A 13889-nucleotide genomic window follows, 5' to 3' on the forward strand; every position below is an offset into this window, starting at 1 on the left:
GTATGCATTCTTCTTTTGAATCTCTGATTAAACCGTATCCCTTCCCCATTGCCGAGCAGTTGCGCCACTGGGCGGTCCGCTATGCCTCGCGAATTGCCGTCGTTGATGCACAGGGTTCACTTACCTACAGCGCGCTTGATGCACGGGTCGACGAACTTGCCGCAGGTCTGTCATCACTGGGTTTGCGTTCGGGGGAGCAGGTGATTGTGCAGCTTCCTAACGGCAACGCGTTTGTTACCCTGCTGTTCGCCTTGTTAAGACTGGGCGTTATCCCCGTGCTGGCGATGCCCTCCCAACGGGCGCTGGATATCGACGCGCTGATTGAGCTGGCTCAACCCGTCGCTTACGTTATTCACGGGGAAAACCACGCAGAGCTGGCCCGACAGATGGCGCACAAACACGCCTGCTTACGTCATATTCTGGTTGTAGAGGAGCGCGCAGGAGACGATTTTACGCCACTCTTCTCCCTTCACGGTGAGCGACAGGCGTGGCCGCAGCCTGATGTTTCCGACACCGCGTTGCTGCTGCTTTCAGGCGGCACAACCGGCACGCCCAAACTCATCCCGCGCCGACATGCCGACTATAGCTATAACTTCAGCGCGTCTGCTGAACTGTGCGGCATCAGTCAACAGAGCGTATATCTCGCCGTCCTCCCGATGGCGCATAACTTTCCGCTGGCCTGTCCCGGCATTCTGGGTACGCTTGCCTGCGGCGGAAAAGTGGTGCTGACCGACAGCGCCAGCTGTGATGAGGTAATGCCTTTAATCGCGCAGGAAGGAGTGACTCACGTCGCCCTGGTTCCGGCACTGGCGCAATTATGGGTGCAGGCCAGGGAGTGGGAAGAGAGCGATCTCTCCTCTCTGCGCGTCATTCAGGTGGGCGGCGCCCGGCTCGACCCGACGCTTGCTGAGCAGGTTATCGCCACCTTTGACTGCACCTTGCAACAGGTCTTCGGTATGGCGGAAGGGCTGCTCTGTTTTACCCGGCTGGACGATCCGCGAACCACCGTTCTCCACAGCCAGGGACGTCCGTTGTCTCCCGAGGATCAAATCCGAATCGTTGATGAAAACGAGAACGACGTCGCGCCGGGCGAGATCGGGCAGTTGTTAACACGCGGCCCTTACACCATTTCGGGCTATTACCGCGCTCCTGCTCACAACGCGCACGCCTTTAATGCGCAGGGGTTTTACCGCACTGGTGACAATGTCAGGCTGGATGAGGCGGGAAACCTGTGCGTTGAGGGGCGCCTAAAAGAGCAGATCAATCGTGCCGGAGAAAAAATCGCCGCGGCGGAAGTCGAATCGGCATTGATGCGTTTAGAAGAAGTGAAGGATTGCGCCGTGGTCGCCGCGCCGGACACGCTACTTGGCGAGCGGATTTGCGCATTTATCATCGCGCAACAAACACCATCTGACTATCAGCAGCTACGTCAACAGTTGACCAGTATGGGGCTCAGCGCGTGGAAAATCCCTGACCAAATCGAGTTCCTGAACCACTGGCCGCTCACCGCCGTCGGCAAGATAGACAAAAAGCGCCTGACGGCTCTCGCCATCGACCGCTATCACCATTCTGCCCAATAAGCGTAACCCTACCCAAAACAGGTTGAAATAAACCCGTTTCGGGTAGCAGCTCGATTAGAAATGGTTATCATTTTCAACTCAATATTGTCGGTATTTTGGCGCTTCGCCGTTTTACAGGGACTCATAACAATGAAAATGACACTGTTTTATCCTCTGGTTCTGGGAGGATTTTTGCTTCCTGCCATTGCCCATGCCCAAACTTCACAGCCGGACGAAAGCACGATGGTGGTCACCGCCAGTAAACAATCTTCTCGTTCGGCCTCAGCCAACAATGTCTCTTCTACCGTTGTCAGCGCGCCGGAGTTAAGCGACGCCGGCGTGACCGCCAGCGACAAACTCCCCAGAGTCTTGCCCGGGCTCAATATTGAAAATAGCGGCAACATGCTTTTTTCAACGATCACGCTACGTGGCATCTCTTCAGCCCAGGACTTTTATAACCCTGCTGTCACCCTGTATGTCGATGGCGTCCCTCAGCTTTCCACTAACACCATCCAGGCGCTAACCGATGTACAAAGCGTGGAGCTGCTGCGTGGCCCGCAGGGAACGTTATACGGCAAAAGCGCTCAGGGCGGGATTATCAACATCGTCACCCAGCAGCCGGACAGCACGCTTCGCGGCTATATTGAAGGTGGCGTCAGCAGTCGCGACAGTTATCGTAGCAAATTCAACCTGAGCGGCCCCATTGAGGATGGCCTGCTGTACGGTAGCGTCACTCTGTTACGCCAGGTTGATGATGGTGAGATGATTAACCCCGCGACGGGAAGCGATGATCTAGGCGGCACCCGCGCCAGCATAGGGAATGTGAAACTGCGTCTGGCGCCGGACGATCGGCCCTGGGAGATGGGTTTTTCCGCCTCACGCGAATGTACTCGCGCCACCCAGGATGCCTATGTGGCATGGAATGATATTAAGAGCCGTAAGCTGTCGCTCGGCGAGGGTTCACCAGACCCGTACATGCGGCGCTGCACTGACAGCCAGACCCTGAGCGCGAAGTACACCACCGCTGACTGGGTTTACAATCTGATCGGCGCCTGGCAGCAGCAGGATTATTCGCGCACCTTCCCTTCCGGTTCGTTAATCGTCAATATGCCCCAGCGCTGGAATCAGGATGTGCAGGAGCTGCGCGCCGCAACCCTGGGCGATGCGCGTACCTTTGATATGGTGTTTGGCCTGTATCGGCAGAACACCCGCGAGAAGTTAAATTCAGCTTACGACATGCCGACAATGCCTTATTTAAGCAGCACCGGCTATACCAGCGCTGAAACTCTGGCCGCCTACGGTGACCTGACCTGGCATTTAAGCGATCGTTTTGATATCGGTGGCGGCGTTCGCTTCTCACATGATAAGGCCAGCACGCAATATCACGGCAGCGTGCTCGGTAGCCCATTTGGCGACCAGGGTAAGAGCAATGACGATCGGGTGCTCGGGCAACTCTCCGCAGGCTATATGCTGGCCGAAGACTGGAGAGTGTATACCCGCGTAGCCCAGGGATATAAACCTTCCGGATATAATATTGTGCCTACGGCGGGTCTTGATGCCAAACCGTTCATGGCAGAGAAATCTATTAACTATGAGCTTGGCACTCGCTACGAAACCGCCGATGTTACGCTACAAGCCGCAACGTTTTATACCCATACCAAAGACATGCAGCTCTACTCTGGTCCGGTCGGGATGCAAACTTTAAGCAATGCGGGGAAAGCCGACGCCACCGGCGTTGAGCTTGAAGCAAAATGGCGGTTCGCACCGGGCTGGTCATGGGATATCAATGGCAACGCGATCCGTTCCGAATTCACCAATGACAGTGAGCTGTATCGCGGTAACCGGGTGCCGTTCGTACCGCGTTATGGCGCAGGAAGCAGCGTAAACGGCATGATTGATACCCGCTATGGGGCGCTGATGCCCCGACTGGCGGTCAATCTTGTCGGGCCGCATTATTTCGATGGCGACAACCAGCTGCGGCAAGGCGCTTACGCCACCCTGGATAGCAGCCTGGGCTGGCAGGCGACTGAACGGATGAATATTTCCGTTTATGTCGATAACCTGTTCGATCGTCGTTACCGCACCTATGGCTATATGAACGGCAGCAGCGCCGTCGCGCAGATCAATATGGGGCGCACCGTCGGTATCAATACGCGAATTGATTTCTTCTAAGAATTAATGCAGGGATGCGGTGACCGCATCCCTGCCAATTTTCTTTTTGAAATTGACAAAAATTATTCTTTTCTCGACAACAAGATCTATTAGGAATGATTTAGGTATTCTGATATGACAGCCCCCATATCATGCCTCTCTCTGAATAGGCTATCGCAAATGTATATTCCGATGAATCCGACCACTGACTGTAACGCTCAGAAACGTTACTTTTGACGCAGCCAAATCAAGTTACTATTAAACAGTATATTACAATTATGCGCGAGCGCTTCTGAGTGATACAGATAAACCTATTCTGGATATCATGTTCGCATCAGGTTTTGATTCCAGCAGTCGTTTTTATCATGCATTCAAAAAATTATCCTCCCTCCTTGTTTATGCTATAGAGCAAGCACTGAGTCACCATACACGGCCGTACATCTGGAAGTCCGCAGGGCCAGTGCCCCATCGAATCTCTCACAGTTTATGCCGGCACGGCTTTATTGATTTATCCGACAATGTAAAAAACGATGACTGATTCCCGGACATACCTGTCATCCGGCGAAAAAAGGTAGCCAACGATCGCCGAAGATGATAGCTACTTTTAATCATTCGCTGCTATACTCTTTAACGGAATGTTTTATTTCTTCGGTATTTCAGTAATACTGATTGATATCGTTTCAGGAACAGGAGGCAGGGATCGTGTTCAGAATTCAAAGCTTCAATCGAACCGATGAAACACAGTTTTCATTGCCAACCAGTAATGTCAATTTACTTTATTATGACCTGCCAAAGAATTTTAGCGATGAGTATCGCTCTTATGATTCAGCACGGCTCTGTACGATTATCCAGGGTAGCAAAGAAGTCAGCATTAATAACTCTGAACGATTCGTTTATAACCATAAACAATTTGTTCTCCTGCCGCCGCATTCCACCGTATTCATGTCAATGACAGAATATACCAAAGCCCTGGTTTATGAATTTAATGATGAGATCATTGATGAGGTATATCAGAAAGTATCTGACATACTTAGAATTGACGCGGTCCAGGAGATCTCTTATTCGGCCTTCCGGCTGGAGACGTTAACCGACCGACTCTGCTCGCTACATCGCAGAACGCAGCAAATCATCATCGAAGAGGATGTTAACATCGATTTTTTGCTCGGGCTGACCAGCCAGGAGATCATCTATGAATTAATTAAGATAAAAGGATGTCATGAAATCATTCACCATCATCAGAAACATCCGATAAATAAAGCGATTCGTATTATGAACTCTTCAGAGGGTAATCGGATGTCAATTTCTGAAATCGCCGAGAGTGTCGATATGTCGCTGTCATTATTCAGTCAAAAATTTAAAACCATCACTTTACTGACGCCCAGAGACTATATAAAAAAACTTCGCCTAAGAAAATCCCTTGAGTATTTACAGAAAATGTCTGTGACGGATACTGCCTATGAGTTAGGTTTTGAAAACATCTCTCACTATATTAAAATTTTCAAACAAGAATATGGCATTACACCTAAACAATATCAATTAACAAAACCAGAAATTCTTCCGCTATTCGCCAGCAAATAAATTAACCTGAAGAATAGCGGAGCGCCAATCACAACGATTGAATGCATTCGCCACTGACGGTCAGGGTCGTTTCCCGGGCGACCTTATCTACCTGTTGTGCCTGAATAGCGGTCAGCGCAATGGTATAAACGATATCGTCCACCAGCGCCCCGCGAGAAAGATCGTTGACTGGCTTACGCATTCCCTGTAAGACGGGACCCATTGCAACGACATCTGCCGAGCGCTGCACTGCTTTATAAGCCGTATTCCCGGTATTCAAGTCGGGAAAGATGAGGACAGTGGCATTGCCAGCCACCGGTGAGCAAGGCGCTTTAGCCATCGCAACACTTCGTACCACCGCCGCATCATATTGTAACGGGCCATCAATCACCAGCCCGGGGCTTTTCCGCCTGGCGATGCGCGTGGCTTCCCTGACTTTATCGACGCTACTTCCCTGCCCGGACTCGCCTGTGGACCAGGAGATCATGGCCACTCTCGGCTCAATACCGAATATTCGGGCGGTTTGTGCCGATTGTATGGCAATATCAGCAAGCTGTTGGGCATCTGGACAGGGATTAACCGCACAATCCCCGTATATCAGGACACGATCCGGCAGTAACATAAAAAAGACTGAAGAGACGCCTGACACCCCAGGCGCAGTTTTAATGATCTGCAGTGGAGGCGTCAGCGTCATGGCGGTCGTATGCCCGGCACCAGATACCAGACCATCGGCATCGCCATTTTCCAGCATCATCGTTCCAAGATAGTTGGGATCCATTAACTTTTCCCGGGCTTTTACCTCATCCATGCCTTTTCCTGCACGTAACGCCACCAGACGGTCAAGATATTTTTCCCTGATGCTGTCAGGATCGATAATAATAATACTTTTACTTATTTTACATCGCGACTGCTCGGCAATCCGGCGCACCCGTTCAGGTTTACCGAGTAAAATACAGGTCGCCAGCCCCCTTTCAGCGCAAATCGTCGCCGCCTGAATCGTGCGGATTTCTTCCCCTTCCGGCAGGATAATTCGCTGCACCGTCTGACGGGCCATTTCTGCTATGCGATAACGAAAGAGAGACGGGGTCAGCGGCAGGCGTCGGTCAGGCGTATGTTTCAACCGCGCCAGCCAGTCGCAGTCAATATAACCGGCGATATAATGGCTGGTATTTCTGATCCTGACGCTATCATCCACTGGCAGTCCCATCCCTATCTCCGCAAGTTTTTGCGACAGCTGCCAGCTCGCTTTTTTAATACCCAGCACTGGCAAGCCACTTTTCATCGCTTTGCGGCACAAGCTTTCCATATTGACAGACAAGTGAGTTTCGCCCAGCAATAACAGCGCGCCAAATTCAATCCCTGCCATAGCAGCCAGCGAGACGGAAGCAATAATATCCAGACGATCTGCGGTCGTGACCAGCAATGTGCCGGGGCGATAATAGTCAATGACATGCGAAAGCGCATGGCCGCAAAAAACAGTCTCACGTATCCGGCGAGTCATCATATCTCCGGGATTAATTATTGATGCGTCGAGCCCGCGGGCGACATCAACAGCCCGCAATAGCGTCAGCTCTTTACATGCCGGAATGCAGCCTATAATGGGCAGCGCGCAGTTCCTCAGCACCTGCATCACGTGATCATGTCTGGTATTCACCGGATAACGAAGCGTCGTGGCCTGTAAAGGCCCGATACCCCCCTCCTCATCATCCGGCACAATATATCTATTGATGATAATCCCGGAAATTTGCGATTTTAACCCACGCATCGCGGTACACGCCCATTCAACACGCGTCTTAATATCAATAATTCTTTCTCCGCCCTGAGATGCAACCAGAATCACATCCGCGCCTGATGTTTTCGCCAGTGCCTCATTTATCTGGTAGGCTCCAGGAAAATGGTCAGCCGGATAGATGCCTTCAACAAGGATAATATCAGCCGTCTGTGCCTCAGCATGATTTTCAATACGATAGATAACCTCTTCCAGAAATAGATTAAGTTGTTCGCTGCGCAGAGCATGATTCAGATGTGCGACTGAAAAAGACGCTATAACATGTGCACTACTGTTTAATCCAACCAGCATGCTGGCCATATTGCCAGGTATGACATCCCGGGTCTCCTGTGCGACAGGCCGAAAATAAGCACAGGTCATGCGCTGTTGCTCAATTGCCCGCAACAGACCAAGGCTCACGCTGGTTAATCCCGCTTCCTGGTCGATCGGGATCAGAATAATTATCTTAGGCATAATAAACTCTTTTATTAACCATCACTCCAGAGATAATGACCGTAGCGATCTCATCTCTCCCATATCAACCCATATTTAGTGGCAGCCCCTGATACGATGAATATTTTCACATAGCGGCAGACAATATTTCTTTAATTTGCTGTTTTGTTGCTATTCTGGGGTTAGTTAAGCTGCAGGAATCCGCAAGTGTATTCTCGGCGAGGATATCGAAATCCTTCTCTTTAACACCTAATTCTGCTAACCCTTCCGGAATACCAATATCAGCAGAGAGTTGTTTAATTGCCGCCAGGGTTATGTCGACATTACGCGCGTGATCTACGGATAGTTTAAGTCCCATCGCGTTAGCGATATCCATTAAACGCTGCGCGACCGCGGGAAGCCCGGCATTAAACCGCTGAACATGTGGCAGCAAAATAGCATTACATACGCCATGCGGCAGATTGTAAAAGCCCCCAAGCTGGTGAGCAATCGCGTGCACATAGCCAAGGGATGCGGAGTTAAACGCCATTCCAGCCATAAATTGCGCAATGGCCATATTTTCACGTGCTGGTAAATTATCTCCCTGAAAGACCGTCGTACGCAGATTCTGCTGAATAAGATTAATCGCCTTCAGCGCCAGTCCGTCGGTCACGGGAAATGCCGATGTTGACATATAAGCTTCTATAGCATGGGTTAAGGCATCCATACCGGTAGCGGCAGTCAGCGATTTGGGCATATCCAGCATCAGTTCTGGATCATTAACCGACATAAGTGGGGTAACATTCTTGTCGATAATAGCCATTTTGATATGCCGCTGCTCATCGGTAATAATACAGAATCGGGTAATTTCTGATCCCGTACCGGCGGTGGTATTGATTGCGAAAAGAGGCAGTTGTTCTCTTTCTGAACAATTAATACCTTCATAATCTTCTATTTCACCGCCATTAGTAGCAAGCAACGCAATCGCTTTTGCACAATCATGGGGTGAACCACCACCAAAAGAGATAACCGCGTCGCAATGATGCTCCAGTAATACATTAAGCCCCGCTTTGACGTTGCTTGTAGTCGGATTAGGTAAGGCCCCTGGGAAAATGATGGTATCGACATCATGTCGATTAAGTAGCATTTTAAGCCGCCCCATCATCACTGATTCACTCAGAAAAACGTCCGTAACAATAAGACATTTATGAATACCAAAATCGCTAATTTGTTGAACCGCTTTGGCGATACAACCCGCTCCCATCATATTAATGGGAGGCATGAAAAATGTACTCTTCATAATATCCACCCTGATTTCAGGCAACATAAAGTTAAGCGAAAGCCGCTATTGCCATTTTAAATGGCAGCAATATTCATGATGTTTAGTAGAATTGGATAATTATAATGACATTAATTTTTCTGCATCATAGGCGACTCTTTTTATATTAATTAAGTGCTCCGGGCCGATATTATCCGATACCGAACTTCCTCCGATGGCACCGCACCCCAGCGTCAGCGCGGGCACCAGTTTTGTCGTCGCGCCGATCGCCCCCAGCGCACTGGGCGTATTAATCAAACAACGAGATACCGGCACCCGAGCAGCGTACTCACGGATCACCTGCGCATTTTGCGCATGAATTGATGCCGTATGACCGCTACCTTCGTTTTCCAGTAGCTCAACGCAACGGTCGATTGCATTCCCGGCATCTTCTTCGACATACAAAGCCAGAACCGGAGCCAGTTTTTCCCGTGAATAAGGATTTTGATGAGAAACGGAAAATTGCTGTGAAACTAATACTCTGACATCTCCCGGGATCTGGATACCCGCCATATCCGCAATATAACCAGCAGTACGACCGACAATTTCCGGATTCATCGAGCCATTGTCACGCAGGAGAATTTTGCTAATTTTTTCTGATTCCTGTTGTGAAAGGAGGTAACCGTCATTAATTTCAATAGCGCGTTTCACCTGATCCTCAATAGATTTTTCAATCACAATAGATTGTTCAGAAGCACAAATCACGCCATTATCAAATGTCTTACTTTTAAAGATTTTCTTGATGGCCTCTTCTGTATCGGCTGATTTATCAATAAATGCCGGGCAGTTTCCGGGACCAACACCGATAGCCGGGTTTCCCGAACTATAAGCTGCCTTAACCATCGCTTCGCCGCCCGTGGCAAGGATCATGGCAATATCCGGGTGACGCATCAGTGCCTGCGTACCGTCCAGGGAAAGAAGGGTCATACAACCGATAATCCCTTCCGGGGCCCCCGCTTTAAGGGCTGCCTGATACACCACATTTACAGCTTCAATAATGCTATTTCGGGCAGAGGGATGGGGGGAAAGAACAATCCCGTTAGCCGATTTGATCGCAATAATCGTTTTATAAATTGCCGTTGATGTCGGGTTAGTGGATGGAATCAGAGCTGCCAGCACCCCCATTGGTGTCGCGATTTCAACGGTACTGGTCATCGGGTCTTCTTTCAAAACGCCGACGGTCTTCAGATCTTTGATGTATTGATAAAGCGTAGTGCTAGCGAATCTATTTTTTACCACTTTATCTTCTACATTGCCGAAGCCGGTTTCATAGACGGCCATCTTCGCCAGCCGTTCCGATGCTTCTTCCGCCGCCGCAATCATCCCTGCGACAATAAAGTCAATTTTCTCCTGAGGATACATGTTCAATATTCGTTGAGCCTGTTTGGCTTTTTCGATCAGAGTAATAGCCTCATTTACAGAATCATTATGACAATTCATATCTTTCATCATTGGCTCCCGACAGCATCACTGTCTTTCTGGTTGGCTACACATATCTGCCTGCTTGCTTAGCAGCATAACGACCGGGAGAAATCGCAACTAATCTCCGTTAAAAAAAAATAGCTCTCATTTTAATCCAGCAGAAAAATATCCCTTATGCAGTTCACATTTTTGCTGTTTTTCTGATTTTACCCATTATGAACGCTACTCCGGCGGACAACGATGTGCCGCCCGTGCCACATGCATCCACAAAGCAGAACATCGGGATACTCGTCATGTTGTGATCCCTGCGCGATCAGATCACCCGGATGATTGCTGGAAAGCGTTCATCCCATCATATATTTACATGCAACATCATCGTTTTTAGCAGACAAAATTTGCACAATTTATTATATTTCATGATGTTAAATAAGCTACGAAGGGAGATGGAATACCGGAATGAAGGCGTAGGTAATTTTTTAATAGCAATATTTCTTTTTGCGTTTCAGATCACGGATTGTTTTTTTGATCAATGGAGTGAGGGCTCTATTAACCCAAGAGGTCGATCTCATGACACATTTTAAAAAGTCTTGTCGCCTCATCTCATATGGCGAGAAAAGCCAGGCCTGGTATAAAAATCAAGCCTGTCAATCACTGAAAGATATTGAGGAAATTCTAAAAAAAAGTCATGCATCGCTGGATACTGTAATTAAAACTACCTGTTTTCTTACCGATATGTCCCACTTTCCACAGTTCAATGAGGTCTATAAAAAATTTTTTAATGGTAAAAACCCACCCGCAAGATCCTGCATAGCCGTCGCTGGCCTGCCAAAAGAGGCTTTAGTGGAAATAGAGATAATAGCCTATATACCGTAAAGGCGATAAATTTTACCTTGGCGATATTCTGGTGCAATATTTTATAAACACTAAAAATATCCACCCTGCCTGATGTATAATGGGGATAGTTATCTTTCTGCGTTGATGGCGTCACTATCCATCAACGCAGCTTATTAATGGCAGACAGTGCCAGTAGAATAACGCCTACTCTCTGCTGTACAAGTCAGAAAAGCACCTCGACCTGCGCACCAAAACTTATCTGATAATTTTTATCGTCATTAAATCTCTGATGATCAATCTCATTTTCCAGCGCTTTCAGATAAGTACTATAGAGACGTAACTCGGGGCGGGAGTTGAGGATACTGGTATCCACTTTATATACCTGTGCCAATGTCACCTTATAACCAGACTCATTCAACGAGGTATTATTGGTGCGATTTTCCTGTGTAAACCAGCCTAGTTCCAGGGCGGTCTGCATGTTTTTGTTCCAGATCCATGACGGGCGAATTACCGCGCGTGCGGTTTTAAAATCAGTATGCGCGCCGGTATAGGGTGAATACAGATCGTAACCACGGCCATATATCAATGCATGTGCCATGATGATTTTCTCTCCCAAATAAATCTCTCCTTGATCCACCAGTCGCCACCCGATTCCACCACGGTGAATACCATAGTAAGAACTATTGAAATCAAAATCAGGATTGGCGCTGGAGATATTCATAAACTGGCTAGCCAGAGAGTTGTTGGCTATCTGCAGTGTTAACTCATTTGCCCCTTCCAGTACCGGGGTACGTAAAATCGCCTGCCCGAGCCAGGAGGATTTCACCTGATAATAGTCATTATCCGCCTGTGCTTTTTTCTGTTCATTCGTCTGGTTGGCGAAAGCATATTTCGCTCCCAGTTCCAGAGTTGAATGATCGGTTACTGGCAGGTTTTTATAACGAACTTCTGCAATATTAATGTTCACCTGTGTCGTATCGTTGCATGCGGAAGAGCCTGACGCGCAAACCGTACTGTAGTTATCTACATCATTACGCGTCAGCGCCATGCTGAGTGCGCCCACCGGTAGCTTCCAGTTTTCTATCCCTACGCCAGCACCTGATGAAGTCCGGTTGCTTTTCCAGTCCAGAAGCTGAATTTCATACTGAGGCAGCGTATGTTTGCCTACCCATACTGAGGCTTCAGGAGCAAACGGCAGCAGCCCGTTCCCCTCCACGTAGAGCTTACTGAGTTTGCCCATTCCACCGCCCGACATTCCTTTCTCAAATGACTCATTGCTCTGCGTGAGCCCCAGATCACCTTCGAATTGCACGATACGCCGGCGGAATTTCCGACAATAATTGCGAAAGAACATCAGCCAGACCTTCTGATTTTTTGATAAACTGACTCTCAATCTGGCTATTGTCGATCACATCTCCCGCTTTTTTGCCAAAACCAATACCCCGCCCAATTGCCACAATCTCTTCTTGCTTAGAGTTGGAGAGCAGGACAGCGTTGTTGCTGAGTATTTTTTCTACTTTCATTTCAGCCATCTCACTGTTTAATTCTGGGACCCTTTCTGACGAAGGCATACCAAAAAAAGCAAAAAAAAACCTGGTTCCATTGTTGCCGGATAAAGCAACAATGGAACCAGGTTTCGCTCAGGTCATTCTGATTACGTCCTGAGCATCCTTACAACGAATCACTGCATACAGCTCAAGTGCTTGTAGTGGAAAGTGTGACGATAATCATGGTTGGTTTGGCTACCGATGAAAAGCCGCGGTACATCGAAGGCAGGGAGAGGTGCCTGTCCCATCAGGCGGCGCAAGTAAAAAGTACAGGTGGGATCGCTTTCCTCATGTAGCGGACAGGGAGCATCGCTCCCCTTAGATGACAATCCCATAGCCCTCTTGCAGAGAGTACAGGAACATACCAGGAGAGATTGTTGTCATTTGTATGTCATGAAAATGACATTTAATGAGTGTTGTAAAAGACATCGCCATGACAAGGGTTAGATTATGACAGTGATAAAAGCTGTGAATATTGAACAAACGTATGAACTACTCAACTCTAATCAGCACGAAGAAATAGAGCTTGATTTTGATATAGATACTGATGACTTTTTTAATATCGCAATCACCTATGGCGACAGAGGCGCAAAAATCAAAAGGAAAAAAGGCCGGTTTGTTATTAAACTCAAAAAAAGTAACCCTGTAAATAATTCTGTGTAACTGCCACCACGTCAAAGGTGATCGCTCAGGCGGTCACCGAACTCGATAATAAATCGACTCATCGCCAGTCGCCAGTTCGGGATCGGCATACTCCATTTTTTCGATACGACCTTGATTGCCAGGTAAATAACTTTTCGTACCGAGTCATCCGTCGGGAACACCTTGCGCTTCTTGATAGCTACGCGGATCACGCTGTTCAGCAATTCGATGGCATTCGTGGTGTAGATAGATTTTCGGATGTCAGGCGGATAGCCGAAGAACGTATTGAGGTTTTCCCAGTACGCACGCCAGCTTTTACTGATTGTGGGTATTTATCGTCCCAGGCATCCGCGAATGTATCCAGCGCCGTTTCAGCGGTCATAACACGCCATGTTCGCATACTGACTTACAGCGATCCTGCCCCGATGCCTCTGCTGGTGGCAAGTGAGAGCGTGGAAGTGGAAGCCATTAGCGCTTTACGCAATGCGTTTCTGTCTTTGAATATGCCGCAGGATGCCGTATTTTTACAGGTACTGGCGCTACAAGGCTTTATTGCTCCGCCTTCCGATGCCTGGAAAATTGTCAATGATCGGGCACAAATCTCATTCGCGCGAGGCTATGGAACGTTGCAATAAAAATAAAATCTCTCCCGAAAGTCA

General features: G+C 48.5%; 11 protein-coding genes and 2 pseudogenes. 7 read left to right on the forward strand and 6 right to left on the reverse strand.

Going from position 1 to position 13889, the window contains the following annotated elements; translation table 11 throughout:
- Positions 1 to 2 precede the first annotated feature (2 nt).
- The 4 genes and pseudogenes from ybtE to CWM52_RS10970 all read left to right on the forward strand — a co-directional run bounded on the left by ybtE (position 3) and on the right by CWM52_RS10970 (position 5288).
- A complete protein-coding gene (gene ybtE / locus CWM52_RS10955; protein ID WP_100684136.1) occupies positions 3 to 1580 on the forward strand; it encodes a yersiniabactin biosynthesis salycil-AMP ligase YbtE in 1578 nt (525 codons plus the stop codon).
- A gap of 129 nt (positions 1581 to 1709) precedes the next feature.
- A complete protein-coding gene (locus CWM52_RS10960) occupies positions 1710 to 3731 on the forward strand; it encodes a TonB-dependent receptor (protein ID WP_100684137.1) in 2022 nt (673 codons plus the stop codon).
- A gap of 253 nt (positions 3732 to 3984) precedes the next feature.
- Positions 3985 to 4248 (forward strand): annotated as a pseudogene (locus tag CWM52_RS26020) (hypothetical protein); the annotation flags it as partial.
- Positions 4249 to 4412: 164 nt separating this feature from the next.
- Positions 4413 to 5288 (forward strand): helix-turn-helix transcriptional regulator, encoded by an 876-nt coding sequence (locus tag CWM52_RS10970; protein ID WP_100684138.1) that lies wholly within the window; start codon positions 4413 to 4415, stop codon positions 5286 to 5288.
- A gap of 28 nt (positions 5289 to 5316) precedes the next feature.
- Here CWM52_RS10970 and pta read toward each other — a convergent pair whose 3' ends face one another.
- The 3 genes from pta to CWM52_RS10985 form a co-directional block, all read right to left on the reverse strand.
- Complete coding sequence (gene pta / locus CWM52_RS10975) at positions 5317 to 7509, reverse strand: phosphate acetyltransferase (RefSeq protein WP_100684139.1); 2193 nt, start codon at positions 7507 to 7509, stop codon at positions 5317 to 5319.
- A 106-nt stretch (positions 7510 to 7615) separates the two neighbouring features.
- Positions 7616 to 8770, reverse strand: coding sequence for an iron-containing alcohol dehydrogenase (locus tag CWM52_RS10980; RefSeq protein WP_206057706.1), 1155 nt, complete (start codon positions 8768 to 8770; stop codon positions 7616 to 7618).
- A 96-nt stretch (positions 8771 to 8866) separates the two neighbouring features.
- Positions 8867 to 10237 carry an acetaldehyde dehydrogenase (acetylating) gene (locus tag CWM52_RS10985; RefSeq protein WP_206057702.1) on the reverse strand — a complete coding sequence of 457 codons (1371 nt, stop codon included), beginning with the start codon at positions 10235 to 10237 and terminating at the stop codon, positions 8867 to 8869.
- 537 nt (positions 10238 to 10774) lie between these two features.
- On the opposite strand from CWM52_RS10985, the gene CWM52_RS10990 reads away from it, so the two are divergent.
- Positions 10775 to 11080 carry a Rid family hydrolase gene (locus tag CWM52_RS10990; protein ID WP_100684187.1) on the forward strand — a complete coding sequence of 102 codons (306 nt, stop codon included), beginning with the start codon at positions 10775 to 10777 and terminating at the stop codon, positions 11078 to 11080.
- A gap of 184 nt (positions 11081 to 11264) precedes the next feature.
- Here CWM52_RS10990 and CWM52_RS10995 read toward each other — a convergent pair whose 3' ends face one another.
- Positions 11265 to 12353 (reverse strand): carbohydrate porin, encoded by a 1089-nt coding sequence (locus tag CWM52_RS10995; RefSeq protein WP_227521285.1) that lies wholly within the window; start codon positions 12351 to 12353, stop codon positions 11265 to 11267.
- Complete coding sequence (locus tag CWM52_RS11000) at positions 12337 to 12573, reverse strand: CAT RNA binding domain-containing protein (protein WP_416308801.1); 237 nt, start codon at positions 12571 to 12573, stop codon at positions 12337 to 12339. The genes CWM52_RS10995 and CWM52_RS11000 overlap by 17 nt, the downstream gene beginning before the upstream one ends.
- A 465-nt stretch (positions 12574 to 13038) precedes the next feature.
- Between CWM52_RS11000 and CWM52_RS11005 the strand changes: the two genes are divergently transcribed.
- Entirely contained in the window at positions 13039 to 13251 is a 213-nt protein-coding gene (locus tag CWM52_RS11005) for a hypothetical protein (protein WP_100684142.1), read from the forward strand.
- A gap of 11 nt (positions 13252 to 13262) precedes the next feature.
- On the opposite strand, the pseudogene CWM52_RS11010 reads toward CWM52_RS11005, so the two are convergent.
- Positions 13263 to 13597: pseudogene (locus CWM52_RS11010) on the reverse strand (transposase); the annotation flags it as partial.
- A gap of 34 nt (positions 13598 to 13631) precedes the next feature.
- Between CWM52_RS11010 and CWM52_RS11015 the strand changes: the two are divergent.
- Positions 13632 to 13865, forward strand: a complete 234-nt coding sequence (locus CWM52_RS11015; protein WP_416308802.1) for a hypothetical protein — start codon at positions 13632 to 13634, stop codon at positions 13863 to 13865.
- The last annotated feature ends 24 nt before the right edge of the window (positions 13866 to 13889 follow it).

Origin of the sequence: Raoultella sp. T31 (assembly GCF_002806725.1) — a bacterium.
Classification (GTDB): domain Bacteria; phylum Pseudomonadota; class Gammaproteobacteria; order Enterobacterales; family Enterobacteriaceae; genus Klebsiella; species Klebsiella electrica.

What these genes read in the sequence shown, in the direction of transcription:
- CWM52_RS10985 (WP_206057702.1), bottom strand. Translation starts at nt 10,237, where the DNA reads ATGATGAAAGATATGAATTGTCATAATGATTCTGTAAATGAGGCTATT.
- CWM52_RS11000 (WP_416308801.1), bottom strand. Translation starts at nt 12,573, where the DNA reads ATGGCTGAAATGAAAGTAGAAAAAATACTCAGCAACAACGCTGTCCTG.
- ybtE (WP_100684136.1), top strand. Translation starts at nt 3, where the DNA reads ATGCATTCTTCTTTTGAATCTCTGATTAAACCGTATCCCTTCCCCATT.
- pta (WP_100684139.1), bottom strand. Translation starts at nt 7,509, where the DNA reads ATGCCTAAGATAATTATTCTGATCCCGATCGACCAGGAAGCGGGATTA.
- CWM52_RS10990 (WP_100684187.1), top strand. Translation starts at nt 10,775, where the DNA reads ATGACACATTTTAAAAAGTCTTGTCGCCTCATCTCATATGGCGAGAAA.
- CWM52_RS11005 (WP_100684142.1), top strand. Translation starts at nt 13,039, where the DNA reads ATGACAGTGATAAAAGCTGTGAATATTGAACAAACGTATGAACTACTC.
- CWM52_RS10960 (WP_100684137.1), top strand. Translation starts at nt 1,710, where the DNA reads ATGAAAATGACACTGTTTTATCCTCTGGTTCTGGGAGGATTTTTGCTT.